Origin of the sequence: Allobosea sp. 2KB_26 (assembly GCF_052115715.1) — a bacterium.
Taxonomy (GTDB): domain Bacteria; phylum Pseudomonadota; class Alphaproteobacteria; order Rhizobiales; family Beijerinckiaceae; genus Allobosea.
On record NZ_JBFRHE010000009.1, the window covers coordinates 157,348 to 184,346 of the forward strand.

The following is a 26,999-nucleotide window of genomic DNA, read 5'->3' on the forward strand; positions in this document are numbered from 1 at the left end:
GATCCGGCAGACTGCGGTGCGAGCCACCGCGACGCCCTTCAATGGAGGCTCCAATGACCGCAACTGCTACCACGGGAAATCCGCTCATTGCCGGCGCGCGTGTCGCCGGGACCAGCGTCTACAATGCGTCGGGCGACCATCTCGGCGAAATCTATGACGTGATGCTCGACAAGCAGACCGGCAAGGTAGCCTACGCCATCATGTCCTTCGGCGGCTTTCTCGGGCTAGGCGAGAAATATCACCCCATTCCCTGGAGCGTGCTCGACTACGACACCAATCGTGGCGGCTATGTCGTGCCTCTCACCAAGGAGAAGCTCGAGGCCGCGCCGATGTATGACAGCGAAGGCGAGCCCGACTGGGACGACAGGAATTACGGCAAGCGCGTGCATGATTACTACGGCACGATGCCCTACTGGATGATGTAGGCACCGCCGGCTGCAGGTCGCGGCGGTTGCTATCCCCCCAGCCGAACCGTCGTGACGGCGGGATGCGGGCCGAAAGGCCCGCATCTTCCGTTTGGAGGTCCGGCTCCTTCCCTTTTTCGGGAACCAATCCGCTCATTGCGCGTCATCCTGACAGCGCCCTTCCACCATCGCCGGCACGTGCGGGACTGCCCCCGGATGGTTGCGCGGTTCAGTTGCTGCCAGGAGCCCCTCATGCAGATCCGTTACGGCTATCGCATCGAACTCGTCGCTCAGCAGGAATTGCCGCTGTTGACGATGCTCGATGTGCATCCTTCCCGTCAGCACGATGTCATCCGCCAAGACGATATGACAGCGGTCTCCCTGGTCGATCCGCGTCTCCATGTTCCGGTCGAGCGATATCGCGACCCGTTCGGCAATATCTGTCGCCGGCTTGTCGCCCCAGCGGGAGGGATCCGGCTGAGTTCAGCAGGACTTCTCCATGATTCCGGCGAGCTCGATCCCTTCAATCCGGCCGCCCGCCAAGTGCAGCCGTCCGAGCTGCCCGACGAGGTGCTGATCTATCTGCTCGGCAGCCGGTACTGCGAAACCGACAAGCTCGGGGACCGCGCCTGGCAGCTCTTCGGCCAGATCCCTCCGGGCTGGCAGCGTGTCCAGGCCGTCGTCGATTTCGTCCATAATCACCTGACCTTCGGCTATGCCTATGCGCGCAACACGCGCACTGCGGCGGAGGCCTTCGAGGAACGGATCGGCGTCTGCCGCGACTTCGCCCACCTTGCCGTGACCCTCTGCCGCTGCCTCAACATCCCGGCGCGTTATTGCAACGGCTATCTCGGCGATATCGGCGTGCCGAAGGACCCGGCCCCAATGGATTTCAACGCTTGGTTCGAAGTCTTCCTCAGTGGCCGCTGGTACACGTTCGACGCCCGTCACAATGCCCGCCGCATCGGCCGGATCGTGATCGCCCGCGGGCGCGACGCGACCGACGTCGCGATGCTCAATTCCTTCGGAGCCCATTCGCTGCAGCATTTCGAGGTCACGACCGAAGAGGTCGAAGACGCGGCCACTGCCATGATTGTGACCAAAGACCGTGTTGAGTGGCGCGCGGAGCGGGCCGCTGCAGTGTGAAATGCCGATTGGCCTGGGCTCCGGCATGGATGGGATGATATCAGGGCGTCATGCGCCATATCGTGATCGTCAATGCGCGGGCGGGAACCGTGCTGGCCGCAGGGCCCGAGGCCTTCGCGGCCAGGATCGAGGCCGCGTTCCATGCCCATGATTGCAAGGCGGAGGTCCGGCTCGTGCCGCCGCGCGAGTTGCATCATGCGCTTTCGACGGCGATCGCCGATGATGCGGCAACCCCCGTCATTGCTGGTGGCGACGGCACGATCAACGGCGTGCTGCCGGTCCTGCTGGAGGCCGGACGGCCAGTAGGGATTCTCCCGCTCGGGACGGTGAATATCCTTGGGCGGGATCTCGGCCTCATCGGGACGCTGGAGGGCCAGATCGAGGCGCTCTGCACCGGGGCGCCGGTGACGATGGACATCGGCCGCGTCAACGACCGGCTGTTCCACTCGATCTCGGGAATGGGCTTCTTCAGCCTGATGGCGCGCGAACGTGAATATGCGCGCAGGCGCTTTCCCTTCAGCCGCGCGGTCGCCTTTGCGGTCGCTGCGACGCGCTCCATCCTGTTCACCCGGGCGATCACCGTCGACATCCGGATCGGCCAGGAGCGCCGCCAGGTCGAGGCCGATGCCGTGCTTGTCACCATCAATAGTTTCGATGGGCCCGAATGGCGCCGCAGCCGGCTCGATGGCGGCGTCTTCGAGGTTCATATCCTCAATGCGGGCGGCCTTCTCTCCCGCACCAAGGCAGCGCTGTCGGTCGCATCGGGGCACTGGCGCTCGTCCCAGAATCTGACCTCCTATACCGGTGACGAAGTCACGCTGACGCGTCGCGACAAGAAGCGCGGTCACATCACCTTCGACGGCGAGGTCGAGCGCAAGGCCGGCGAGCTCCGTTATCGCCTTCTGCCAAAGGCGGTGAGCATCATCGCCTGCCGGGTGCCCCCGGGCCGGGCACACGGCTAGAGACACGTTCCTCCGGTCGGTTGCCATCATTCAGGATTTCGATGTCGTTTCATCCCCGCATTCTTGTCCCGGTCGCAGCGGCCTTCGCCTTTCTCGGCCTGACGCTGTTCATCCTGTCCGGCCGGACCTTCGCCTTCGATACCGGCCTCATCCTGCTGTTCCGGCAAGCTGGGGACCCGGCCGCGCCGATCGGGCCGCATTGGCTGCCCGAGATGATGCGGGACATCAGCGGCCTCGGCAGCTTCGTCGGGCTTGGCTTCATGACCCTCGCCGCGACGCTTGCCCTCTGGCTTGCCGGCTATCGGCGCCTCGCCAACGCACTCATCGTCAATGTCGTGCTGGCAACGCTGGTCAGCACGATGCTGAAGATCGGGATTGGCCGGGCGCGCCCCGACATCGTCGAGCCGACCGCGATCGTCTTCACTGCGAGCTTCCCGAGCGGGCATGCTTTTCTGTCCGCAGTAGTCCTGCTCGGTATTGCCGGTTTCATCGGCCTGGCGTCCCAACATCGGGATATCACACGGCTCAGCGTCGGACTGGCCTGGGTCCTCTTGCTGCTGATTGGCGTGAGCCGGATCTATCTGGGCGTCCACTGGCCAAGCGACGTGCTCGCCGGCTGGTGCCTCGGCATTGCGTGGTCGAGCCTTTCGCTCGCCCTTGCCGGACAGGGCACGACAAAGTCGGAGCCCGCCAGCGGCGGCGCCCCTTCCGCCGGCTGAGCCGCCGCCTCAGCGCATATCGATCGTGGTGTTGACGCCGAGATCCGGCGCCCGCCCGAGGATTTTGGCCGTGGCAAGCTTGAAGGCGATCACGACGGCGCTCGATGGGCCGTCCCAGATCTCGGCTGAAAGCGGCGACAGGGCCAGCAAGGTCACATCCGGATCGTCAGGGCCGTTTGGGAACCAGGCTCCCACTAACGGGCTCCAGATTCTCTTGAGCAATTGGGGGTCATCAAGCCGCTCCGCACGGCACTCGATCGTCGCATAGAAATTGTGGTTCTCGTCGCTCAGGGCGATCGAGGCGGTCTGCGAGGCATCGAGCTCTTCGACCGGTCCGGTATGGCTGTGCGTGACGAACAGGATGCGGTGCTCTTCACGATCGACATGCCCCGACATCGGCCGGGTCCTGATCCGGCCGCGGACGATGGTCGACACCATGCAGATCGTGTGATCGGTGAGGGCGGTCCAAATTCGTTGCTGGAGCGGTGTCTCGACCATTGTCGCCTGCCTTTCCATGCCGCCGGCTTTGTCATCGGGGAGCGCGCCTTGGGACGTCCGTTCCCCAGTGACGGGACTCTGGGAACTCTTCACGCCTTTCCACTGCGAGGCAATGCCGATCACGGAATGATGAGGCGGAACCGCCGGCACTCGCGAAACGTTGACCGGGTGTCGCCCCGTTGCGGCTTCCGCACCATAGGATCACTGATGCTCACCTCCCGAAATACGCTTCTGCTGCTCGTCGCTGTTCTGATCGCTGGCCTCGCGGTCACCGGCTATGCCCTCTACGAAGAAAAGAAGCAGCCGGATGGTGTGCAGATCTCGGTCGGAAAGAACGGGCTGTCGATCAAGGAGAAGTGAGCCTTACTCCCTCCACGCCGGCCCTCTCGAACCGGCCTTGGGCGAATCGATCGTCTCGACAGAAACTCTCTGCATACTGTATGCGGATTGAGGCGCCGGTGAGCCATGAGCGGGACGAATGGCGCTCGCCTGACAAAGGCGTTAACACCGGCACCGAGAATTGTCCCGACGGGTCGAGAGGCAGCGATGACTGAGATTTTCAAGAACCTGATCGCCGGTGAGCTGGTGGGCGGCTCGAACGCCTCGCGCAACATCAACCCCTCCAACACCAATGACGTAGTCGGCGAATATGCTCAGGGGTCGATCGAGGACCTGAACAATGCCGTCGCGGCTGCCAAGGCTGCGTTTCCGGCCTGGAGCCGCACCACCCCGCAAGAGCGCTACGAGATCCTGAAGAAGGCGTCGGACGAGATCCTTGCTCGCAAGGAGGAGCTCGGCCGCCTGCTTTCGCGGGAAGAGGGCAAGACGCTGCCGGAGGGCATTGGCGAGGCGACCCGCGCCGGCCAGATCTTCGCTTTCTTCGCCGGCGAGTGCCTGCGCCTTGCCGGTGAGGCGATCCCCTCCATTCGCCCGGGCGTCGGTGTCGAGGTCACGCGCGAGCCGGTCGGCATCATCGGCATGATCACGCCCTGGAACTTCCCGATCGCAATCCCGGGCTGGAAGGTCGCCCCTGCGCTCGCCTACGGAAACTGCGTCGTGATCAAGCCGGCCGATCTCGTGCCGGGCTCGGCCTGGGCGCTGGTCGACATCATCCAGCGCGCCGGCCTGCCCAAGGGCGTGCTGAACCTCGTCATGGGCCGCGGTTCGGTGGTCGGGCAGGCGCTGCTCGAGCACAAGGACGTGCATGCGATCAGCTTCACCGGCTCGGTCTCGACCGGCCGCAAGGTTGCTGCGGCCTGCATCGCCTCCAACCCGATGAAGAAGGTTCAGCTCGAGATGGGTGGCAAGAACCCGCTCGTCGTGCTGGACGATGCCGATCTCAAGCTCGCGGTCGAGACCGCGGTCAACGGCGCCTTCTTCTCGACCGGCCAGCGTTGCACGGCTTCCTCGCGCCTGATCGTCACCGAAGGCATTCATGATCGCTTCGTCGAGGCTGCGATCGAGCGCATGAAGGGCCTCGTCGTCGACGATGCCCTGAAGGCCGGCACCCATATCGGCCCGGTCGTCGATCAGAGCCAGCTCGACCAGGACCTGAAATACGTCGCCATTGCCAAGGACGAGGGGGCAAAGCTCGCCTGGGGCGGCGAAGTGCTCAAGCGCGAGAGCCCCGGCTTCTACATGCAGCCGGCTCTCTTCACCGAGGCGAGCAATGCCATGCGCATCTCGCGCGAAGAGGTTTTCGGCCCGGTTGCGAGCGTGATCCGCGCCAAGAACTATGAAGAGGCGCTGGCAATCGCCAATGACACCGAATTCGGCCTTGCCGCCGGCATCTGCACGACCTCGCTGAAGCACGCGACGCATTTCAAGCGCAACAGCGAGGCCGGCATGGTGATGGTCAACCTGCCGACGGCTGGCGTCGACTATCACGTGCCGTTCGGCGGGCGTAAGGGCTCGAGCTACGGCCCGCGCGAGCAGGGCGCCTATGCCCGGGAATTCTACACCACGGTGAAGACGGCCTACACGCTCGCCTGATCGTCCTTGATGTCCGACAGAAGGGCCGCGCCGGCAAGGCGCGGCCCTTCTTCGTTTCAGAAGCCTTCCAGCACGATCTTGCCCTTGGCGCGATGGCTCTCGATCAGGGCATGCGCCCGCTTCAGATTGGTGGCGTTGATCGTCCCGAAAGTCTCGCTCAGCGTGGTCCGGACCTTGCCGGCATCGACAAGCCGCGAGACTTCCGCCAGCAGGTCGCCCTGCGCCTGCATGTCCGCCGTTTGGTACAGCGAGCGCGCAAACATCATCTCCCAGTGCAGCGACAGGCTCTTGCTCTTCAGCGGCATGGCATCGAGTGTCTTTGGATCATCGATCAGTGCGATCCGCCCCTGCGGTGCGATCAGTTCGAGGATCGCCGGCATATGCGTGTCGGTATGGGTCGTCGAGAACACCAGCCCTGGCGCGCCGATTCCCAGTGCCGCGACCTGCGCGGCGAGCGGTTGCGTATGGTCGACGATGTGGTGGGCCCCGAGTTCCAGCGACCAGGCCTTCGTCTCGGGCCGCGAGGCGGTGGCGACCACCGTCAGATCGGTCAGTTGACGCGCGAGCTGGATCGCAATCGAACCGACACCGCCGGCTCCGCCGATAATCAGGATCGCCTTGGCCGCACCGGATACCGGATCCTTGACCTTGAGCCGGTCGAACAGCGTCTCCCAGGCGGTGATCGCGGTCAGCGGCAGCGCGGCGGCCTCGGCGAAGCCGAGCGTGGCGGGCTTGCGCCCGACGATGCGCTCATCGACGAGATGGAACTCGGCATTGCTGCCAGGGCGATCGATCGCGCCGGCATAGAACACCGCATCGCCCGGTTTGAAGTCCGTCACCTCGGGCCCCACCGCCTTGACGATGCCCGCCGCGTCCCAGCCGAGAACCTTGGTATCACCGGGCTTCGGCTCGCTGCGCATGCGCACCTTGGTGTCGACCGGGTTCACCGAGACGGCTTTCACCGCAACGAGAAGGTCTCGTCCGGTTGCCACAGGTTCGGGCAGATCAAAGTCGAGCAAGGCCTCGTCCGATGAAATGGCGAGGGATTTACGATAGCCGATGGCGCGCATGGCGGGCTCCTTGATTGCGGGAGCTCTGAGATGAGAGATACACTCCCTCATCGCAAGAACGCACAATTTTCGCCTATAGTATCGAAAAGGATACCGTCATGCGCCGGGCGCGCCACAAGACCCCGAACTGCCTGCCGGGCTGTCCGGTCGAGAGCACGCTCGCCCTGATCGACGGCAAGTGGAAGGGCATCATCCTCTATTTCCTGATGGACGGGACGATGCGCTTCAACGCGATCCGCAAGCGCATGCCGCAGGTGACCCAGCGCATGCTCACCAATCAGCTGCGCGAACTGGAGGCCGACGGCCTGATCATTCGCGTCGTCTATCCCGAAGTGCCGCCTCGGGTGGAATACAGCCTCTCCGCGCGTGGGCGGAGCCTTGAGCCGATCATCCTGGCGCTCAAGGCCTGGGGCGAAGCCAATCTGCGGAATGCGCCGCCGGTCGAAGCGGCCGCCTGAGCTTCAATAGGGCAGTCCGACATAATTCTCAGCCAGTGCGGCCATAGCGTGGTCCGACGAGACGAGATAATCGAGCTCGGCCCGCTGCATCCGCCGTGCGAAGGCGCCATTCTCCGGGAAATGGTGCAGCAGCGAAGTCATCCACCAGGAGAAGCGTTCGGCTTTCCAGACACGCGCCAGGGCCCTGGCCGAATACGCGTCGATCCCGGCCGATGAGTGCTCCGTGAAATGCTCGATCAGCGCTTGCGACAGGTAATGCACGTCGCTGGCTGCGAGATTGAGCCCCTTCGCGCCGGTCGGCGGCACGATATGGGCGGCATCGCCGGCGAGGAAGAGGCGCCCGAACCGCATCGGCTCGGCGACGAAGGAGCGCAGCGGCGCGATCGATTTCTCGATCGACGGGCCGGTGACGAGCGCCCCGGCGGTCGCCGGATCAAGGCGCCGGCGCAATTCGTCCCAGAAGCGCTGATCCGACCAGTTCCCGACATCGTCGTCGAGCGAGCACTGCACGTAGTAGCGGCTGCGGTGGGGCGAACGCATCGAGCAGAGCGCGAAGCCGCGCTCATCGCCGGCGTAGATCAGCTCGTGCGAGACGGGCGGGACTTCGGCAAGGATGCCCAGCCAGCCGAAGGGATAGACCCGCTCGAAGCTCTGGAGTGCAGCCTCGGGAATACTGGCCCGCGAAATGCCGTGATATCCGTCGCAGCCGGCAATGAACTCGCAATCGAGGCGCTGTGCCTGACCATCCCTGACGAAGGTGACGGAGGGCTTGTCGCGGTCGAAATCATGCAGGGCGACGTTCTCAGCCTCGAAGACGGTCGCGGCACCGGACGCCTCGCGCAGGTCCATCAGGTCGCGCGTGGCTTCGGTCTGGCCATAGATGGTGACGTGCTGGCCGCCGGTCAGTCGGGCGAGGTCGACATGGTGGCGCGCCCCACCGAAGAGCAGGTCGAAGCCATCATGCCTGAGGCCCTCGGCATGCAGCCGGCCCGCGGCGCCGACCTCCTCGAGCAGCCGCACCATGCCTTGCTCGAGCACGCCGGCGCGAATGCGTGAAAGCACATAGTCACGGGCTTTGCGCTCAATGATGACGGTGTCGATGCCGGCTTTATGCAGCAACTGGCCGAGCAGAAGCCCGGCTGGCCCCGAGCCGACGATGGCGACCTGCGTGCGCACGAGCGTTCCCTGCAACCCTCGCTCTCAGCCGGCGAGCCGCAATTAAGTTGCCATAGCAACGATCACGGGAAAAGCGCGATCTCCAGTTCCGCGATGCTGCCGAGGCAGAGATCGCTGATCGGCTCCAGCGTCGTGCGCGTTCCAGTTCCCGTCAGCACGCCGATACGCAGGCCGGCAGCGGCCGCACGGCCCATCTCCATGTCATGGGCGTTGTCGCCGATCACCGCGACTTCGCCAGGAGAAAGCCCGCAGGCGGCGCAAAAGGCCTGCACCATGCCGGGGCCGGGTTTGGCGCCATGGCCGGAATCATAGCCCGCAATGAAGGAGAGATGCGGCGCGATCCCGAAATGCGTGGCCGTGGCCGAGACAGCTGTGGCACTGTCGCTCGAAGCGATCCCGAGCGCGAGGTCGCGGGCACGCAGGCGATCGAACAGCGCGGATAGCTCGCAGACCGGAACCATCCGCGCGACCGAAGCCTGAAAGAGAGCATCGAGACGCCCGACCAGGGCGGCAATCCCGAGCGGGCTTCCGGCTTCACGCCAGGCATGCGCCAGTTCTTCCGTATTCCCGGCCGCAAGCAGGCTATCGGCCAGCGCCTGGCCCGTCTCCGGATCCGCTCCCGCGCGTCGAAGCAGGTCCGCGGCCAGTTCAGCGTCGCCATCGGCCGCGAGCAGCCCGGCCTCGAGGTTGATCGGCGGCCAGCTCGCGCCATAGTCGAGCAGAGTGCCGTCCTTGTCGAAGAGCAGTCCGCGCAGCGGCAGCATCCTCAGGCTTCCTGCACCGGAATGACATCGACGGCGACGCCGACCTTTTGCGTGCCGGGACCGACGATCACGCCATCGAGCGGCGAGACATCGGCATAGTCGCGGCCGATCGCGGTGACGATATGATCGTCGGCAACGACGAGGTCGTTTGTCGGGTCGAGGCCGATCCAGCCCGTCTCCGGCCCGCACCAGAGATGCACCCAGGCATGGCTGGCATCGGCCCCTTCGAGACGCTTTTCTCCCGGCGGCGGAATGGTGCGGATATAGCCACTGACATAAGCAGCCGGCAGGCCGAGCCCACGCAGACCGGCGATCATGATATGCGCGAAATCCTGGCAGACGCCGTGGCGCTGGCGGAAGGCCTCCGCGAGCGGGGTCGACACTTCGGTTGCCTCGGGATCATAGACGAAATCCGTGCGGATGCGGCGCATCAGCTCGCTCGCCGCTTCCAGCACGGGGCGCTGCGGCGCAAAACTGGAACGCGCATAGTCGACTACCTCGGCGACCGGTGGCACCAGCCGACTGGGAAAGAGCTGGTGCGCCGGGGAGTTTGGCGCGAGGCTGCTGGACGCGAGAGCCAGCGCACCGACCTCTTCCCAATTGCGCGTCAGGCCGGGAAAAGGCGCCGCCGGCCGGTTCACCTCGACCCGCGCCCGCATGTCGAGCTTCAGCTCGCGATGCGGCTTGGTAATGGTCAGGGTTGTCATGTGATTGCCGAAGAAGCAGATCCCGTCATTGCGCTCGCTGGTCCGCGGCGTCACGCTCAGGCTGCTCTTGCGTACGCTCTGACCGACGCCGTCACGCGGCAGCAGCCGCAGGATGCAGCGTGCAAAGGGCACAGGCCGACCATAAGCATAGGTCGTGACGTGACGGACGTCGTAGATCACGCGATGCCTGTCATCCGCGAGCCTTCGGGTTCGCTGTTCTGCAGGAAGTAGCGGTCCGCCACAGCGCTCGCCAGCCCCATCAGCAACTGTTCGAACAACAGGATGCTGGTGCGGTCGAGGCGGCTTGCCTCGGCGGTCCGGCATTCGGCTGCGAGCTTGAGCGCGAGCCGGCGCGGCGCTTCCAGCATGCCGTCTTCGCTCAGCGTCGGCAGCACGGCGATCTCGACATCGAGGCGGTCGATCTGGAAGGCGACCGAGCGCGGATTATACGGGTCGAGCATCACGAGATCGAGTACGGGCGCGAGTGCCGGGCCGAGCAGATAGCGGGAGCGGTATGTGATCTGCGAATCGGTCAGGTCGAGGAGGGCGTCGAGACAGTCGCCCGGCGCAGACGAGTCGGCAAAATGGCGGGCAAAACGGCAGGTCGCGATGCCGCGCTCCAGCCGCCGCCCGATATCGAGGAAGCGCCAGCCCGCACCCCGCACCATGTTCTCCTGGCTCAGGCCCGAGAAGGCGGCGAGCGTCTTCAGGGCGGTGTCGGCCGTTTCATAGGCATCGCCCTCGCTCGGCTTGTCGCCGTTGAGCGTCAGTTGTCGCTGCAGGTCGCCGAAGAGGCGCCAGGCGTCGATCGACAGGCGTTCGCGAATGACCGAGGCCGTGCGCCGTGCTTCGCGGACCGAGGAAAGGGCGGAGCCATATTGGTCGAGGCTGTGCAGCGCGTCGGAGGCCTGGGAGGCGGTGGAATGCTCCTTGCCCGTCGGGGCGGCGCCCCAGGCGATCAGCAGGTTGGCGAGGCGGCGCAGGGTCTCCGCCCGCTCGGGCGTGGCGTCGTCGGCATCGATCAGCCGGCCGAGCAATGCGCGCACCAGCCGCAAGGTTGCCTCGGTCCGCTCGAGATAGCGTCCGAGCCAGAACAGGTTGTCGGCTGCGCGGCTCGGCATGGTGCCGATGATGCGGCGGATGCTGATGCGGTCGGCGCTTGGTAGCAGGGTCACCTGCTCGACAGGCTTGTCGGAGGTGATCCAGACATCGCTGGAGCGCACGCCATTGCCGAGCGTGACGGCGCGTGCGTCCGCGTCCTCGGAGATACGGCAGAAGCCGCCCGGCATCACCGTCCAGCCATCGGGAGTCGCGGCTGCAAACACGCGTAGCGTCATCGGGTGAGGCTGCAGCCGGCCGCCCTGGAAGACCGGCATGGTCGAGAGGCGCACGATCTCCTGCCCGACATAGTCGAGCCCGCGTGCCTCGATCCGTGCCTGCAGCGCCGAGCGCGCTTCAGGCGAAAACTCGCCGGGCAGGATCGTGTTGCCATTGAGGCCGTCGACCGAGGCGCGGAAGGCCGACGAGATGCTCATCTCGCCAAGCCGGTCGATCACCTCGGATCGTGCGCGCTGCTGCCCGCACCACCATGTCGCGATATGCGGCAGGATCAGCTCGTCACCGAGGATGTGCTCAGCGAGGGCCGGGAGGAAGCCCATGAGCGCTCGCGCTTCGACAACCCCCGAGCCGAGCCCGTTGGCGATCTGGACATTGCCTTGCCGCACCGCCTGGACGAGACCCGCGACGCCGAGCGCCGAAGCGGAGTTGAGCTCGAGTGGGTCGGAGAAATCGCCGTCGATCCGGCGCCAGATCACATCGGCGCGCTTCAAGCCGGCGATGGTGCGGACATGGACGCGCCCGTCGCGCATCAGCAGATCGCCGCCCTCGACCAGCAGGAAGCCAAGATAGCGCGCGAGATAGGCGTGTTCGAAATAGCTTTCGTTGAGCGCGCCCGGTGTCAGCAGGCAAATCCGCGGCTCGACCCGGCGTGAACTTGCAGCAAGCCCGGCGCGGAACCCCTGGAAGAACGAGGCCAGCCGCTCGACATTCATGGTCCGGAACAGGTCCGGGAAGGCGCGGCCCAGGGCCAGCCGGTTCTCCAGCGCATAGCCCGCGCCGGAGGGCGCCTGCGTACGGTCGCCGAGCACCCACCAGCGCCCGTCCGGCCCGCGTCCGAGATCGGCGGCATAGAGTTGGAGCGTGCCGCCATTGGCCGTGCCCTGCAGCGGGCGCAGATAGTCCGGGCTGCCGGTTACGACCGCCGCAGGGAGCAGGCCCTTGGCGATCATCTCGCCGGGTCCATAGATGTCGCCAAGCAGGGAGGAGAGCAGCGTCGCACGCTGCGCCACGCCGGCAGCAATGGTCTGCCATTCCGCGCCGGGGATGATCAGCGGGACATGATTCAGCGGCCAGGAGCGCTCCCCGGCCAGCGGGTCGCTTGCATCGAGATCGCCATGCACGCGATAGGACACGCCGGTGTCGCGGACATGCCGATCAGCGAGCCCGAAGCGATGGCCGAGTTCATCCTGGGAGAGCCCGCTCCACTCGGCGAGGAACGGTTCCCAATGCGGGCGTACACTGCCATCGGGCGCCATGAGCTCGTCATAGGCTCCAGGCAAGGGGCGATAATCGGCCAGCAGCGCATTGCGCCGCTCCGCTCGGAGACGTGTCGACGGCGATCGGCCCTGCAAAGCCATGGCCTTGGTTAGAGTCCTGCTGGACGGCGCAGATCGAGGGTCATCGGAAATTCCGGGCTGCGCTCTTCCACCGGAATCACCAGCGGGCCGGGACTATGACCGATGGATTCGAAACGGGCGAGGCGGCGTGCCTCGGCCTCGTAGGAATTCACCGGCGGTGTCTCATAATTGCGCCCACCGGGATGGGCGACATGGTAGACGCAGCCACCGAGCGACCGGGCGACCCAACTGTCGACGATGTCGAAAGTCAGCGGCGCATGCACGGGAATTGTCGGGTGCAGCCCTGAGGCCGGCTGCCAGGCCTTGAAGCGCAGGCCTGCGATCGCCTCGCTGGAACCCGCGACCGGGGTCATCGGCAGGCGCCGTCCGTTGCAGGTGATGATATGGCGACCGGGAACGAGCCCGCTTGCCTTGACCTGCAGCCGCTCCACCGAGGAATCGACATAGCGTACGGTGCCGCCGATCGCTCCCTGCTCGCCCATGACGTGCCAGGGTTCTAGGGCCTGGCGCAGCTCGAGCTCGACCCCGCCATGGTTGACCTTGCCGTAGAACGGGAAGCGGAACTCCTGCTGCGCTTCGAACCAGACCGGGTCGAACGGATAGCCGGCATGCGTGAGATCGGCGAGCACCTCGCCGAAATCCTGCCAGATCATCTCCGGCAGCATGAAGCGGTCATGCAGGCTCGTGCCCCAGCGCACCAGCTTGCCCTGCTGCGGCTCGCGCCAGAACCAGGCGATCAGCGCGCGCACCAGAAGCTGTTGCGCCAGCGACATGCGCGCATCCGGCGGCATCTCGAAGGAGCGGAACTCGATCAGGCCCAGCCGGCCGGTCGGCCCGTCCGGCGAATAGAGCTTGTCGATGCAGATCTCGGTGCGGTGGGTGTTTCCGGATACATCGACCAGCAGGTTGCGGAACAGGCGGTCGACGAGCCAGAGCGGAATCGGCTTCTCACTCGGCTTCGGAACCGCCGCAAGGGCGATTTCGAGCTCGTAGAGCTGGTCGTGCCGGGCTTCGTCGATGCGTGGCGCCTGGCTGGTCGGCCCGATGAACAGGCCGGAGAACAGAAAGGAGAGGGAGGGGTGGCGCTGCCAGTAGAGGATGATGCTCTTCAGCAGATCGGGGCGGCGCAGGAAGGGGCTGTCGGACGGCGTGACACCACCGAGCACGACATGGTTGCCACCGCCCGTTCCGGTATGGCGGCCGTCCACCATGAATTTCTCGGCGCAGAGCCGGGCCTGACGAGCCTCCTCGTAGACGCCGCGCGTGATCTCGACCGCGTCGCGCCAGCTCTTTGCAGGATGAATATTGACCTCGATCACGCCGGGGTCGGGCGTCACCTTGATGACGTTGAGGCGCGGGTCGGAGGGGGGAGCATAGCCCTCGATATGGACGGCGATCCCGGTCTGCTCGGCCACGGCCTCGACGCTGGCGATGAGGTCGAGATAATCCTCCAGCCGCTCGACGGGAGGCAGGAACACGCAGAGCACATTGTCCCTGACCTCGAGACTGAGCGCGGTGCGCACATGCTCGCGCCCGATCTCCTGTTCGACGCGATCCTGGGCCGCGGCACCTGCGGGGACCTCGCCGGGGATCGAGAATTGGGCATGCCGGTGCACCGTAGGCGCGGGCTCTGCCGCTAGCGCCGCAGGCGCGCTGCCGGACGCGGGCAGGGGGCCGCGCGCCTCCATCGGATCCTGCGGATGGATATGCGGATACTCCGCCTCCGGCACGGCTGGCAGAGAGCCGAGCGGCAGGCGATAGCCGACCGGTGAATCGCCCGGCACCAGGAAGAGCTTGCCGCGTCTCAGCGTCCATTTTTCCGAGCGCCAGCGCCGGTCGCCTGCCTGGCTCTGCCAGCGCTGCACCGGGATGACATAGCCGCGCGGATTGCCGAGGCCGAGCTGGAAGACACGGGCCATGCGGGCGCGTTCCTCCGGGTCGGCGAGGCGTGGGTCGAGCGGGTCGACATTATCCGGAAGCTGGGCCTCCTTGAGCAGCCAATGGCCGGTATCCTCATAGGCGGGCAGCACATGGTCGGCCCCGACGCCCAGTTTCTCCGCAAGGCCCGATGCGAGTGCCTCGGCATCGCGTGTCGAGGTCGCCGCTTCCAGTTCACGGTCGCCGCCGGTTACGGCGCCGGGTTCGCGCGCGATCAAGGCGGCATTGCGCCAGATCGGCTCGCCGTCCTCGCGCCAATAGAGCGCGAAGGCCCAGCGCGGCAGGCTTTCGCCCGGATACCATTTGCCCTGGCCGTAATGCAGCATGCCGCCCGGCGCAAAGCGGCTGCGCAGCCGACGGATCAGTTCATCGGCGCGCCGGCGCTTGGTCGGGCCGACTGCGGCGGTGTTCCACTCCGCACCCTCCTGATCATCGGTCGCGACGAAGGTCGGCTCGCCGCCCATCGTCAGGCGCACATCCTGCGCTGCGAGATCGGCATCGACCCTTTCGCCCAGCGCATCGAGGCGCTGCCACGACTGGTCGGAGAAGGGCAGGGTGATGCGCGGCACTTCATGCACGCGCTCGACGCTCATCGCGAAGTCGAAGGTCGTCTCGGCATAGCTGGCAACGCCGCTCACGGGCGCGGCCGAGCGGAAATGCGGTGTCGCTGCGAGGGGCAGGTGGCCTTCTCCGGTCAGCAGCCCCGAGGTCGGATCGAGCCCGATCCAGCCCGCGCCGGGAATATAGACCTCGGCCCAGGCGTGGAGATCGGTAAAATCCTTGTCGGTGCCGCGCGGCCCCTCGAGCGGATCGATATCCGCCTTCATCTGGATCAGGTAGCCGGAGACAAAGCGGGCGGCGAGCCCGAGCTGACGCAGGATCTGGACCAGCAGCCAGCTCGTGTCGCGGCACGAGCCTGACTTGATCTGGAGCGTGTGCTCCGGCTCCTGCACGCCGGGCTCCATGCGGATGCCATAGGCGATCATGCCCTGCAGCCGGGCGTTGAGATCGACGACGAAGTTCACGGTGTTGACCGGCTCGCGCGGAATCCTGGCGAGGAGATCGATCAGCAGCGGCCCGGCCGGCTCCGTGACGAGATAGGGAGCGAGCTCGGCCTGGAGCTCCTCGGGATAGACGAAGGGGAAGGTCTCCGCATTGGTCTCGACGAAGAAGTCGAAGGGGTTGATCACCGAAAGCTCGGTGACGAGATCGACTTCGATGCGGAATTCGTTCACCGGTTCGGGAAAGACATAGCGGGCGAGCCAGTTGCCGCTCGGATCCTGCTGCCAGTTCACGAAATGCTGCGCTGGCGAGACCTTGAGCGCATAGCTCTTGATTGCTGCGCGGCAATGCGGCGCGGGCCTCAGCCGGATGATCTGGGGGCCGAGCACGACGGGGCGATCGTAGCGGTAATGGGTGACGTGGTTCAGCGCGGCGATGATGGCCAAGGGCGACACCTGCTCGGTCGGGCGTGCCCACGGCACGGCTCTGCCTGAGGATAGCCCTAGCTTCGATTGCTCGCAAAGCTGTCGCTGCGCAAGAATGCGTCGGTCTATCAATCCGTTGCGCAAGAAGAGTGCAGGCCTGTGAGCAGTGCGCTGCGCAACTTGCTAGCCGCTGGACATCGAACCCGATCTGGCCACACATAGCGCCCAAGCGGCGGCGAAACGGCCGCCCTTAGAACCAATGGGGATAGTCCATGCGTCACGTTGCGAAATTGATGGTTGCCTCCGCCTTTACGGCGTTGATGGCGACGACAGCCATGGCTCAGACGCCGAAGGATACGGTGGTCATGGCCAAGCAGATCGACGACATCATTACGCTCGATCCGGCCGAAGCCTTCGAGTTCTCGGGCGTCGAAGTCGGTGCCAATGTCTATGACAAGCTGATCGGCGTCGATCTTGCCAAGAACAACGAACTCGTTGGCGAGCTTGCCGAGAAATGGACTGTCAGCGAGGACAATCTCACCTACACCTTCAAGCTGCGCCCGGGCGTCAAGTTCCATTCGGGCAATGCGCTGACCGCGGCCGACGTGGTCTATTCTTTCCAGCGCGCCGTCACGCTCAACAAGTCGCCGGGATTCATCCTCACCCAGTTCGGCCTCACCAAGGAGAATGTCCTCGAGAAGGTGAAGGCCACCGATGACAACACCGTCGTCGTCACCGTTTCCAAGCCCTTCGCTCCGACCTTCTTCCTGAACTGCCTGACCTCCGGCGTGGCTTCGGTCGTCGATTCCAAGCTGGTCAAGGCGAACGAGAAGGACGGCGATTTCGGCAATGCCTGGCTCAAGCTGAACTCGGCCGGCTCCGGTGCCTACAAGGTCCGCGCCTATCGTCCCAACGAGCAATATGCGCTCGATGCCAACGAGACCTGGTACAAGGGCGCGCCGAAGAACAAGCGCGTGATCGTACGCCATGTCGCCGAGCCGGCCTCGCAGCGCCTGCTGCTTGAGAAGGGCGACATCGACATGGCCCGCAACCTCTCCAAGGACCAGCTCGCCGCTGTGAAGGAGAAATCCGACATCCAGATCGTCCAGGGCGACAAGGGCTATATTCTCTATCTCGGCCTGAATCAGAAGAACGCAAACCTGAACAAGCCTGAGGTACGCGAAGCGCTGAAGTGGCTGGTCGACTACCAGTCGATCGAGCGCAACATCGTCGAGGGCACCTACAAGCACCACGAATCCTTCCTGCCGAAGGGCTTCCTGGGAGCCATTGACGAGAAGCCCTACAAGTTCGATCCCGCCAAGGCCAAGGAGCTGCTCGCCAAAGCCGGGCTGCCGAACGGCTTCACCGTCACCATGGACGTTCGCTCGGTCGCTCCGATCACCGATATCGCGCAGGCGATCCAGTCGAGCTGGGGCCAGGCCGGCATCAAGCTCGAGCTGATCCCGGGCGACGGCAAGCAGACGCTGACCAAGTATCGCGCCCGCACCCACGACATCTATATCGGCCAGTGGGGTCCGGATTATCTCGATCCGCACACCAATGCCGAAACCTTCGCCATCAACGAGAACAACGGCGAAGATGCGAAGTCGAAGACGCTGGCCTGGCGCAATGCCTGGGATATCCCGGACATGACGAAGGTCGCCCAGGCCGCCGTGCTCGAGACAGATGCGGCCAAGCGCAAGGCGACCTATGAGGGCCTGCAGCGCGAGCACCAGAAGGTTTCGCCTTTCGTGATCATGTACCAGCAGGTCGAGGTCACGGCCGAGCGCAAGAACGTCAAGGGTTGGGTGATCGGACCGAGCTCCGACACCAACTTCTACTGGCCGATCTCCAAGAACTGAGACACGTCTTCTGACGGAACCCGCCGCGGCTTATGGCTGCGGCGGGCTTATTTCTATTCTTTTCTGTTGAGCACCACGGGCGAGGGGATTGCATTCCCGCGCGCCGTGGCTTCCGGAAGCGCCCTTCTTCGGGCTTTTGCACAGTGGTTGGTTGCATGGCGTCATCGCGAGAGACATGGGCGGGTAAATCGGGCCGCTGGGGCAAGATTGCCGGGCGCGAGCTCAGCACGGTCGCCATCACGATGTTCGGGCTTCTGCTCGTCACCTTCCTGATCGCGCGCGTGATGCCGATCGACCCGGTGCTTGCCGTGGTCGGTGATCGCGCTCCCGCCGATGTCTACGACAAGGCGCGGCTCGACCTCGGCCTCGACAAGCCGCTCTGGCAGCAATTCGCCATTTACATCGGCAAGGTCTTCACCGGCGATCTCGGGCGCTCCGTACTGACCTCGAACACCGTGGTCGACGACATCAAGACCGTCTTCCCGGCCACGCTTGAACTGGCGACGCTGGGCACGCTGATCGGCATCATGCTCGGCGTGCCGCTTGGCATCGTCGCTGCCGTCCACCAGGGGCGCTGGCCCGACCAGATCGCCCGCGTCATCGGCTTGATCGGCTATTCGATCCCGGTCTTCTGGCTTGGCCTCATGGGTCTTCTGTTGTTCTACGCCAAGCTCGGATGGGTCAGCGGACCCGGGCGCATTTCGGTGGCGTATCAGGATTTCGTGACGCCGATCACCGGCGTGATCATGCTCGATGCGGCCATGCAAGGTGAGTGGGATGCGTTCTGGGATGCCTTCTCCCACCTTATCCTGCCGGCCTCCGTCCTGGGCCTGCTCAGCGTCGCCTATATCAGCCGCATGACGCGCAGCTTCATGATCAACGAGCTGCAGCAGCAATATGTCATTGCCGCCCGGGTCAAGGGCGTGTCGGAGTGGCAGGTCATCTGGGGCCATGCTCTGCGCAACGCCGTCGTGCCGCTCGTGACGGTGATCGCGCTCTCCTACATGCATCTGCTCGAAGGTTCGGTGCTGACCGAGACCATCTTCGCCTGGCCCGGCCTTGGCCGTTACATCACCAATTCGCTTCTCAATGCCGACATGAACGCCGTGCTCGGCGGCACGCTGGTGGTTGGTGCGGTCTTCATCGGGGTCAATCTGTTCTCCGACATCATTGGCCGCCTGGCCGATCCGCGGGCGCGCTGAGGACATGGCCATGACCGAACAGACCTCGTCCGGCTGGGCCGCCTGGCTCATCACCGATTCCCCCGCGTCGCGCCGTCAGGCACGGCTCGGCCAGTATTACCGGCAATGGCTCGCTTTCCGGCGCAACCCCGCAGCCGTCATCGGGCTCACCATCGTCGTGCTGCTGCTGCTCGCCGCTGCCTTTGCGCCGATGCTCGCGCCCTATGATCCGCTGGCGCAGGCCCTCGACAAGCGCCTGCTGCCGCCATCGGCAACGAACTGGTTTGGCACGGATTCGCTCGGCCGGGATATCTTCAGCCGGGTCGTCTACGGCTCGCGCGTCACGCTTGTCATCGTGCTGCTCGTCGTCATCACCGTGGGGCCGATCGGCCTCCTGATCGGCGCCGCCGCGGGCTATCTCGGCGGCTGGGTCGATCGAGTCCTGATGCGCATCACCGACGTCTTCCTGGCTTTCCCGCGCCTGGTGCTCGCGCTCGCTTTCGTCGCTGCCCTCGGCCCCGGACTTGAAAATGCGGTCATCGCCATCGCGTTCACGGCCTGGCCGCCCTATGCGCGAGTCGCCCGGGCCGAGACACTGATCATCCGCAACCAGGACTACATCTCCGCGGTCCGGCTGCAGGGGGCTTCGCAATGGCGGATCGTGCTCAGGCATGTCGTGCCGATGTGCCTGCCGTCCCTGATCGTGCGGTCCACTCTCGACATGGCCGGCATCATCCTGACGGCTGCCGGGCTCGGCTTCCTGGGCCTCGGCGCGCAGCCGCCGATCCCGGAATGGGGCGCGATGATCTCGGCTGGCCGCGAGCAGATCTTTGACCAGTGGTGGGTCGCCACCTTCCCCGGCCTTGCCATCTGCGTTGTGGCGCTCGGCTTTAATCTGCTGGGCGACGGCCTGCGCGACGTCATGGATGCGAGGTGAGATGATGCGCGCACCCGATAGCCCGATCGAACAGCCGCTGCTCGAACTCGACAATCTGCGGGTCAATTTCCATACCGCGACCGGCATTGTCCGCGCCGTGCGCGGGCTGTCCTTCACGCTCGGTCGCGAACGGCTCGGCATCGTCGGCGAGTCCGGCTCCGGCAAGTCGATGACCGGCCGCGCCATTCTCGACCTCATCCCCCATCCCGGCGAGGTTCAGGCCGACAAGCTCGTCTATCGCGGGCAGAACCTGCTGACGATGGACAAGGGTTCGCGCCGCAAGCTGCGCGGCCGCCATATCTCGATGGTGATGCAGGATCCGAAATTCTCGCTCAATCCGGTGAAGACCGTGGGCGAACAGATCGCCGAAGCCTATCGCGTCCATCACAAGGCGAGTTCGCGTGAGGCCAAGGAGCGCAGCCTCACCATGCTGGAAGCGGTGCAGATCCGTGAGCCGGCACGCGTCTACGATCTCTACCCGCACGAAGTCTCGGGCGGAATGGGACAGCGCGTGATGATTGCGATGATGCTGATCGCCGAGCCCGACATCCTGATCGCCGACGAGCCCACTTCGGCCCTCGACGTCACCGTGCAATTGCAGGTGCTGAAGATCCTCGACGACCTCGTCACCAGCCGCGGCATGGGGCTGATCTTCATCAGCCACGACCTGCATCTCGTGCAGTCCTTCTGCGACCGCGTCATCGTCATGTATGGCGGCAAGGCGATGGAGACGCTGCCGGCCGCCGAACTCGCCGACGAGAGCGCACGCGCTCATCGCCACCCCTATACGCTCGGCCTGCTCGACTGCCTGCCGGATCTCGACCATCGCAAAGACAAGCTCGCCACCCTGAAACGTGACCCGGCATGGCTGGCATGAACACGAACCCCGCCATCATTGTCGAGAAGCTGAACGTCTCCTTCGGCGACTCTCATGTCGTGAAGGACCTCTCCTTCTCGGTTGCATCCGGCGAGAGCTACGGCATCGTCGGTGAATCCGGCTCGGGCAAGTCGACCGTGCTGCGCGTCCTCGCCGGTCTGAACCGCGAATGGAGCGGCGATGTCACGATTCTGGGCAGCAAGCAGCCCAAGGTCCGCGACAAGGCCTTCTATCGCGCCGTGCAGATGGTCTTCCAGGACCCTTATGGCAGCCTCCACCCGAAGAAGACGGTCGACGATACGCTGGCCGAGCCCCTGGCCATTCACGGCATCGAGGACGCCGAGGCGCGCATCGAACGCGCCATGAAGGATGTGGGGCTGCCGAATTCGTTCCGCTTCCGCTTCCCGCACCAGCTCTCTGGTGGCCAGCGCCAGCGCGTGGCGATCGCGCGGGCGCTTGTGCTCGAACCGAGGATCCTGCTGCTCGACGAGCCGACGTCGGCGCTCGACGTCTCGATTCAGGCCGAAGTGCTGAACCTGCTCCAGGCGCTGCGCAAGGAGCGCAATCTGACCTATATCCTAGTCAGTCACGATCTCGCGGTCGTTGCCCATATGTGCGAGCGGCTGCTCGTCATGCAGTTCGGCCGTGGAGTCGAGGAGATGACGGCCGAGACGCTGGCCGCGCGTTCGCCGCAAACGACCTATGCCCAGCAATTGCTGATCGCGAGCGAAGGCTTCCGCCGCCAGACCGCCTGAGCGGCAGGTCGGTTGCGCGTCCTGCCTGCTTGGGCGGCGCGCCAAAACCGTCTAACTCTCGTCGCAGCGATCGGCTAGCTTGGCCGTATTCGCTGCTGCGGAGTGTGTATGCCCATGGATGCCGTCGCCGATCATGTCGTGAAGCTCGAAGCTGCGCCGGAGCGCACTCCGGTCCCGCCCTTCGATCTCGTGATCTTCGGCGCCAGCGGCGATCTGGCCCTGCGCAAGCTCTTTCCGGCGCTGGCCCAGCGCAATCAGGAGGGCGTGCTGCCGGAGGAAAGCCGCATCCTGGCGATGGTGCGCAAGAGCGAGGATGTCGCCGGACTGCCCGGCGAGATCAGCCGCAAGCTCGCCGAGGAGGGGCTTTCCCCGGCCAGGATCGAGGCATTCCTGCGCAGGCTCTCCGTGGTGCAGGTCGATGCACTGAAACCGGAAACCTATGCCGGTCTGCGGCAGGAACTCGGCGATTCGGAGCGCGTCCGCTCCTTCTACCTCTCGACACCGCCCGATCTTTTCATCCCGATCTGCGAGAACCTCGCCAGCGCCGGCATCCTGACGCCGACCTCGCGCGTCATCCTTGAAAAGCCGCTGGGGCGGGATCTCGCCTCCGCCCGCGAGATCAACGACGCAGTGGCAAGGATCCTTCCGGAAAGCCGCACCTACCGGATCGATCATTATCTCGGCAAGGAGACGGTCCAGAACCTTCTGGTACTGCGTTTTGCCAACACTCTGTTCGAGCGCTCCTGGTCGAGTCGCGACATCGACAATGTCCAGATCACGGTTGCCGAGACGGTCGGCCTCGAGTCGCGCGCCGGCTATTACGACAAGGCCGGGCACCTGCGTGACATGGTGCAGAACCACGTGCTGCAGCTGCTCTGCTTGTTTGCGATCGAGCCGCCGAACCTACTGGAAGCCGATGCCGTCCGCGACGAGAAGGTGAGGGTGCTGAAGGCTCTCAAGCCGATCGTCGGTCCCGACGTCCTGCGGGCGACCGTGCGCGGGCAGTATGGTCAGGGCGTCAGCGGCGGCGCACGCGTCCATGGCTATGCCGAGGAACTCGGCCATGCCAGCAACACCGAAACCTTCGTCGCGATCCGCTGCGAGCTCGAAACCTGGCGCTGGGCCGGCGTCCCGATCTATCTGCGCACGGGCAAGCGCATGGCGCAGCGTTATTCCGAGATCGCCGTCACCTTCAAGCCGGTGCCGCACTCGATCTTCGGAAGCGCTGCCGATTGTGGGCGGCTCGACGCCAATCGCCTGATCATCCGCCTGCAGCCCAATGACGGCGTGCAGATGCAGCTGATGATGAAGGTGCCAGGGTCCGGCAAGCTCAAGATCGTCCCGCGCCAGCTCGATCTGCGCTACGATACCGCTTTCGGCGTCCGCTCACCCGACGCCTATGAGCGGCTGCTGACGGATGTGATCCGCGGCGACCAGACCCTGTTCATGCGCCGTGACGAGGTTGAGCAGGCCTGGGCCTGGATCGATCCGATCATTGCCGGCTGGCAGGAGTACTATCCGCAGCCGCATCGCTATGCCGCCGGCTCCTGGGGACCGTCTCAGGCGATCGGTCTGATTGAGCGCGAAGGGCGGTCCTGGGCCGACCCGGAGTTGATGGAATGAGCGCGGCGGGACCGCTCGCCTGGCACCGTTTCGAGACGCTGGCCGGCGCTTCGGAAGCGCTCGCCGAATCTGTCGCGGTGCGGCTGCGCGCCGCGATAGCCGCTCGCGGAGAGGCATTGCTCGCGGTCCCCGGCGGCACGACGCCGGCGCGTTTTCTCGCGGCACTCGGCGCGCACGACCTCGCCTGGGACAGGGTTACCCTGATGCCGACCGACGAGCGCTTCGTTGCGCCCGACGATGCCGCCTCGAACGAGCGCATGATCCGGGACGCCTTCTCCCCCTTGCGCGACGAACGGGCCCGCTTCGTGTCCTTCCACAATGCCGGCGACGATCTCGCTGCGGCAGCGCGCAGCCTTGATGCCGTGCTCTCGCGGCTGCCTGCGATCGATATCCTGGTCAGTGGCATGGGCGCCGATGGGCACATCGCCTCGCTCTTTCCCGGCGACGAAGGGGCTACGCGGAGCGACGATGCGATCCACGCTGTCGCGGCCCGTCCGCCCGGCCTGCCGCCTCGCATCTCACTGTCGGCCGCGCGGATCGCGAAGGCTGGCTGGGCAACCCTGCTCATTGCCGGAAAGGAGAAGGAAACGACGCTGGCGACGGCGCAGGCCCTTCCGGCCGCCTATCCGGTCGGCATCCTGCTGCGACGGCCGCAGGGGCTCGACGTTTACTGGGCCAGGGCTTAAGCGAAGGCGCTCAGCGAGGAGATCGAGCCGATGTCAGGCGAACCCGAAATTGCACGCCTCAAGTCCTGTGGCGTAGTCCCGGTCGTCGTGATCGACGAGGCCGAGGTCGCGGTGCCGCTGGCCCGCGCGCTGCTTGCGGGTGGCATCGACGTGATCGAAGTCACGCTGCGTCGCCCTGCTGCACTGGCCGCGCTCGAGAGGATCGCCCGCGAGGTGCCGGAAATCCTCTCGGTTGCCGGCACGGTCGTGACACCTTTGCAGGTCGCAGAGGTCAAGAGGGTGGGCGCGCAGGCCGTGGTCAGTCCCGGTTTCAGTGAGGCGGTGGACGAGGCGATGCGCGCGTCCGGCCTGCCCTGGTTGCCTGGCGTGGCGACGGCGTCGGACTGCATGCGCGCAGTCTTGGCCGGGCGGCTCACCTGCAAGTTCTTCCCGGCCGAGCAGGCGGGCGGCACGCCGGCGCTGAAAGCGTTGTCCGGGCCGTTCCCGCAGCTGAAATTCTGCCCGACCGGCGGCGTCAGCCTCGCCAATCTCGCCGACTACCTTGCCCTGCCGCAGGTGATCTGCGTCGGGGGATCCTGGCTCGTGCCGGCCGATGCGGTTGCGAAACGCGACTGGGCGCGTGTGACTGAGCTTGCCAGGCAAGCGAGGGACGCGGTGAAGGCGATCCGCGGTTAGATGGAATGCTTCACAGCGGGCGGTTCTCGCTGCCGCCAACCTGAGCTTTCCGGCATGTAACGCTGTGGAACAGACCGGGCTATGCCGGCTTCCGAGTTCAGCCAGTTGCCATGATCTGCCTGACGGAGCGCGAAGCGTCCGCCGTCAGGCCTGCAGCCTTTCCACCACGAGTTCAGCGATCGCGAGCGAGGAGGTCAGCCCGGGGCTTTCGATCCCGAGCAGGTTGACCAGCTTCGGCACGCCATGGACGGCCGGTCCGTCGACGCGGAAATCCGGCATCGGCTCCGTCGGTCCATGCAGCTTCGGCCGGATACCGGCATAATCCGCGACCAGCGCGCCGTCCTGCAGACCGGGCCAGTATGTCCTGATCGCTGCGTAAAACTTTTCGGCCCGGGTCGCGTCGACGACCAGATTCTGGTCGTCATCCACCCATTCGACATCCGGGCCGAACTTGACTCGCCCGGCCATGTCGATCGTGGCATGGATGCCGAGCCCGGCTGCTTCCGGGATTGGGTAGACCAGATGCGAGAAGGGCTGCTTCCCCAGCAGCGCAAAGTAATTGCCCTTGGCGAAAGATTGCTTTGGCACATAGGCGGCAGGAAAGCCGTCGAGCCTGCCGAGCAGGCGCGGCGCGCCGTGGCCGGCCGAATTGACGATGCTGCGGACCGAATAGGTCGCGGGATCGTCGCCGCCGAAATCGACGCTGAACGCCTCGCCCTCGCGGCGCCAGCCGCTGATGGGCGTGTTCAAAGCCAGCGAGCCGCCAGCGGCCTCACATTCTCCAAGCAGCGAGAGCATGAAGGCGTGGCTGTCGACCACGCCGGTCTCGGGCGAGAACAGCGCGATCTCGCAGGCGACCTCGGGCTCGTGTGCCCGCGCCTCGGCTGTGTCGAGATAGCGCAGCGAGTCGACCCCTGAGGCCTTCGCCCGCGCCGCGATCGTTTCCAGTGCCGGGCGCTGGCTCGCCGATGTCGCGACGATCAGCTTGCCGCAGGCTTTGTGCGGCAAGCCGCGCTCGCCGAGATAGCGATAGAGCTGCTTGCGGCCCGCGACACAGACCTGCGCCTTGAGCGAGCCAGGTGGGTAGTAGATCCCGGCATGGATGACCTCGCTATTGCGGGCGGAGGTCTGAGTGCCGATGCCGTCGGCGGCTTCGGCGATCACGACCTCGCGTCCGGCGAGCGCAAGTGCGCGCGCCGTTGCGAGGCCGACAACGCCGGCCCCGATGACGAGGCAATCGATATCGGCCATCGGGATCCTGCGATCAGGCTGCGCGCTGCGGCATGGCGATCTCGACGAGGCTTGCCCAATAGGTCACGCCGACCGGGATCGCCGCATCGTTGAACTCATAGGCCGGGTGGTGCAGGCCAGCCGAGTCACCATTGCCCATGAAGATATAGGCGCCAGGGCGCTCTTCGAGCATGAAGGAGAAATCCTCCGACCCCATGACAGGCGGGATCTCGGTATCGATCGCGTCCTTCCCGAAAACGTTCCGGGTGGCGCTGGTCACGAAATCCGTCTGCCCGGCGTGATTGAAGGTCACCGGATAGCCGCGGTCGTAGTCGACTTCGCACTTGAGATCGAACGCCTTCGCCAGCCCGTCGGCGATCTCGAGGATGCGCTTCTGGGCGAGGTCGCGCATGGCAGGTGTCAGCGTCCGGACCGAGCCCTTGATCTCGACGGTCTGCGGAATGACGTTGAACGCTTCGCCGGCATTGATCGCTGTCGCCGAGACGACGACCGAATCGAGCGGGTCGGCATTGCGCGAGGCGACGGTCTGCAGTGCGGTCACGAGCTGGCAGGCGGCAACCACCGGATCCTTGGTGTCGTGCGGCGCGGCGGCATGGCCGCCCTTGCCCTCGATCTTGATCAGGAAGCGATCGGCTGCGGCCATCAGCGGGCCCTTGCGGATGCAGAATTGACCGATCGCCATGCCAGGCTTGTTGTGCAGCCCATAGACCTCCTGCACGCCGAAGCGCTCCATCAGGCCTTCATCGCACATCACCTTCGCACCGCCGCCGCCTTCTTCTGCCGGCTGGAAGATCACGACCGCTGTGCCGTCGAAATCCCGGGTCTCGGCGAGATATTTCGCGGCACCGAGCAGCATGGTGGTGTGGCCGTCATGACCGCAGGCATGCATCTTCCCGGGCACGGTCGAGCGATGCTCGAGATTGGTTTCCTCGTGGATCGGCAAGGCATCCATGTCGGCACGCAGGCCGATGACCTTGCCGGAACCCTGGCGCTTGCCCTTGATCACGCCGACGACGCCGGTCTGGCCAATGCCGGTTACCACCTCGTCGACGCCCCAGGCCTTGAGCTTGTCGGCAACGATGCCCGCTGTGCGATGCACGTCGAAGAGCAGTTCGGGATGGCGGTGAAAATCGCGACGGATCGCGGTGAGCTCGGGCGTCAGCGCCGCGATGAGTTCGGACTTCGGCATCATGTC

At 65.3% G+C, this 26,999-nt stretch carries 24 protein-coding genes; 15 read left to right on the forward strand and 9 right to left on the reverse strand.

Translation table 11 applies throughout. The features are described from left to right. Nucleotides 1-53 precede the first annotated feature (53 nt). From AB4099_RS22655 to AB4099_RS22670, 4 genes are all read left to right on the forward strand, one after another. Nucleotides 54-425 carry a PRC-barrel domain-containing protein gene (locus tag AB4099_RS22655; protein WP_441479701.1) on the forward strand — a complete coding sequence of 124 codons (372 nt, stop codon included), beginning with the start codon at nt 54-56 and terminating at the stop codon, nt 423-425. A 231-nt stretch (nt 426-656) separates the two neighbouring features. Beyond that, complete coding sequence (locus AB4099_RS22660; protein WP_113515246.1) at nt 657-1,550, forward strand: transglutaminase-like domain-containing protein; 894 nt, start codon at nt 657-659, stop codon at nt 1,548-1,550. 50 nt (nt 1,551-1,600) lie between these two features. Then, on the forward strand, nt 1,601-2,512 hold the full coding sequence (locus tag AB4099_RS22665) for a diacylglycerol/lipid kinase family protein (protein WP_113515248.1): 912 nt from the start codon (nt 1,601-1,603) through the stop codon (nt 2,510-2,512). A 41-nt stretch (nt 2,513-2,553) separates the two neighbouring features. After that, nucleotides 2,554-3,231 carry a phosphatase PAP2 family protein gene (locus tag AB4099_RS22670; RefSeq protein WP_441479702.1) on the forward strand — a complete coding sequence of 226 codons (678 nt, stop codon included), beginning with the start codon at nt 2,554-2,556 and terminating at the stop codon, nt 3,229-3,231. A 9-nt stretch (nt 3,232-3,240) separates the two neighbouring features. Here the strand turns inward: AB4099_RS22670 and AB4099_RS22675 are convergent, their stop codons facing one another. Then, the gene (locus AB4099_RS22675; protein ID WP_162768139.1) at nt 3,241-3,729 is read right to left on the reverse strand and encodes a pyridoxamine 5'-phosphate oxidase family protein; all 489 of its coding nucleotides are present in this window, start codon (nt 3,727-3,729) and stop codon (nt 3,241-3,243) included. Between the two features lie 207 nt (nt 3,730-3,936). Here AB4099_RS22675 and AB4099_RS22680 point away from each other — a divergent pair, with 207 nt between their 5' ends. Together AB4099_RS22680 and AB4099_RS22685 are read left to right on the forward strand one after the other, a co-directional pair. Continuing rightward, on the forward strand, nt 3,937-4,089 hold the full coding sequence (locus tag AB4099_RS22680; RefSeq protein WP_441479703.1) for a hypothetical protein: 153 nt from the start codon (nt 3,937-3,939) through the stop codon (nt 4,087-4,089). 186 nt (nt 4,090-4,275) lie between these two features. After that, nucleotides 4,276-5,721, forward strand: a complete 1,446-nt coding sequence (locus AB4099_RS22685) for an aldehyde dehydrogenase family protein (RefSeq protein WP_113515254.1) — start codon at nt 4,276-4,278, stop codon at nt 5,719-5,721. Nucleotides 5,722-5,777: 56 nt separating this feature from the next. Here AB4099_RS22685 and AB4099_RS22690 read toward each other — a convergent pair whose 3' ends face one another. After that, nucleotides 5,778-6,791, reverse strand: coding sequence for a zinc-binding alcohol dehydrogenase family protein (locus tag AB4099_RS22690; protein WP_113515256.1), 1,014 nt, complete (start codon nt 6,789-6,791; stop codon nt 5,778-5,780). Between the two features lie 98 nt (nt 6,792-6,889). Here AB4099_RS22690 and AB4099_RS22695 point away from each other — a divergent pair, with 98 nt between their 5' ends. After that, on the forward strand, nt 6,890-7,249 hold the full coding sequence (locus tag AB4099_RS22695) for a winged helix-turn-helix transcriptional regulator (RefSeq protein ID WP_113515258.1): 360 nt from the start codon (nt 6,890-6,892) through the stop codon (nt 7,247-7,249). 3 nt (nt 7,250-7,252) lie between these two features. Here AB4099_RS22695 and pobA read toward each other — a convergent pair whose 3' ends face one another. The 5 genes from pobA to AB4099_RS22720 all read right to left on the reverse strand — a co-directional run bounded on the left by pobA (nt 7,253) and on the right by AB4099_RS22720 (nt 15,978). Next, nucleotides 7,253-8,425, reverse strand: coding sequence for a 4-hydroxybenzoate 3-monooxygenase (gene pobA / locus AB4099_RS22700; protein ID WP_113515401.1), 1,173 nt, complete (start codon nt 8,423-8,425; stop codon nt 7,253-7,255). A gap of 62 nt (nt 8,426-8,487) precedes the next feature. Beyond that, nucleotides 8,488-9,189, reverse strand: a complete 702-nt coding sequence (locus AB4099_RS22705) for an HAD family hydrolase (protein WP_441479704.1) — start codon at nt 9,187-9,189, stop codon at nt 8,488-8,490. Nucleotides 9,190-9,191: 2 nt separating this feature from the next. Beyond that, nucleotides 9,192-10,076: a transglutaminase family protein gene (locus AB4099_RS22710; protein ID WP_441479705.1), complete on the reverse strand. Its 885-nt coding sequence runs from the start codon at nt 10,074-10,076 to the stop codon at nt 9,192-9,194. Continuing rightward, on the reverse strand, nt 10,073-12,592 hold the full coding sequence (locus tag AB4099_RS22715; RefSeq protein ID WP_441479706.1) for a circularly permuted type 2 ATP-grasp protein: 2,520 nt from the start codon (nt 12,590-12,592) through the stop codon (nt 10,073-10,075). The genes AB4099_RS22710 and AB4099_RS22715 overlap by 4 nt, the downstream gene beginning before the upstream one ends. A gap of 8 nt (nt 12,593-12,600) precedes the next feature. Beyond that, nucleotides 12,601-15,978, reverse strand: a complete 3,378-nt coding sequence (locus AB4099_RS22720) for a transglutaminase family protein (protein ID WP_441479707.1) — start codon at nt 15,976-15,978, stop codon at nt 12,601-12,603. A gap of 251 nt (nt 15,979-16,229) precedes the next feature. Between AB4099_RS22720 and AB4099_RS22725 the strand changes: the two genes are divergently transcribed. From AB4099_RS22725 to eda, 8 genes are all read left to right on the forward strand, one after another. Further along, complete coding sequence (locus tag AB4099_RS22725) at nt 16,230-17,819, forward strand: ABC transporter substrate-binding protein (RefSeq protein ID WP_441479708.1); 1,590 nt, start codon at nt 16,230-16,232, stop codon at nt 17,817-17,819. Nucleotides 17,820-17,974: 155 nt separating this feature from the next. Beyond that, nucleotides 17,975-19,021, forward strand: coding sequence for an ABC transporter permease (locus tag AB4099_RS22730; protein ID WP_441479709.1), 1,047 nt, complete (start codon nt 17,975-17,977; stop codon nt 19,019-19,021). 10 nt (nt 19,022-19,031) lie between these two features. Continuing rightward, nucleotides 19,032-19,937, forward strand: a complete 906-nt coding sequence (nikC, locus tag AB4099_RS22735; RefSeq protein ID WP_441479710.1) for a nickel transporter permease — start codon at nt 19,032-19,034, stop codon at nt 19,935-19,937. Between the two features lies 1 nt (nt 19,938). Beyond that, a complete protein-coding gene (locus AB4099_RS22740; protein WP_441479711.1) occupies nt 19,939-20,814 on the forward strand; it encodes an ABC transporter ATP-binding protein in 876 nt (291 codons plus the stop codon). Further along, on the forward strand, nt 20,811-21,569 hold the full coding sequence (locus AB4099_RS22745) for an ABC transporter ATP-binding protein (RefSeq protein ID WP_441479712.1): 759 nt from the start codon (nt 20,811-20,813) through the stop codon (nt 21,567-21,569). Before AB4099_RS22740 ends, AB4099_RS22745 begins: the two co-directional genes overlap by 4 nt. A 114-nt stretch (nt 21,570-21,683) precedes the next feature. Next, nucleotides 21,684-23,192, forward strand: coding sequence for a glucose-6-phosphate dehydrogenase (gene zwf, locus AB4099_RS22750; RefSeq protein ID WP_113515273.1), 1,509 nt, complete (start codon nt 21,684-21,686; stop codon nt 23,190-23,192). Beyond that, entirely contained in the window at nt 23,189-23,878 is a 690-nt protein-coding gene (gene pgl, locus AB4099_RS22755) for a 6-phosphogluconolactonase (protein WP_441479713.1), read from the forward strand. Before zwf ends, pgl begins: the two co-directional genes overlap by 4 nt. A gap of 30 nt (nt 23,879-23,908) precedes the next feature. Then, nucleotides 23,909-24,553, forward strand: coding sequence for a bifunctional 4-hydroxy-2-oxoglutarate aldolase/2-dehydro-3-deoxy-phosphogluconate aldolase (gene eda, locus AB4099_RS22760; RefSeq protein ID WP_441479714.1), 645 nt, complete (start codon nt 23,909-23,911; stop codon nt 24,551-24,553). 144 nt (nt 24,554-24,697) lie between these two features. On the opposite strand, the gene AB4099_RS22765 is transcribed toward eda, so the two are convergent. Together AB4099_RS22765 and AB4099_RS22770 are read right to left on the reverse strand one after the other, a co-directional pair. After that, on the reverse strand, nt 24,698-25,804 hold the full coding sequence (locus tag AB4099_RS22765) for an NAD(P)/FAD-dependent oxidoreductase (protein WP_441479715.1): 1,107 nt from the start codon (nt 25,802-25,804) through the stop codon (nt 24,698-24,700). Nucleotides 25,805-25,817: 13 nt separating this feature from the next. Then, entirely contained in the window at nt 25,818-26,993 is a 1,176-nt protein-coding gene (locus tag AB4099_RS22770; RefSeq protein WP_441479716.1) for a M20 aminoacylase family protein, read from the reverse strand. Nucleotides 26,994-26,999 lie beyond the last annotated feature (6 nt).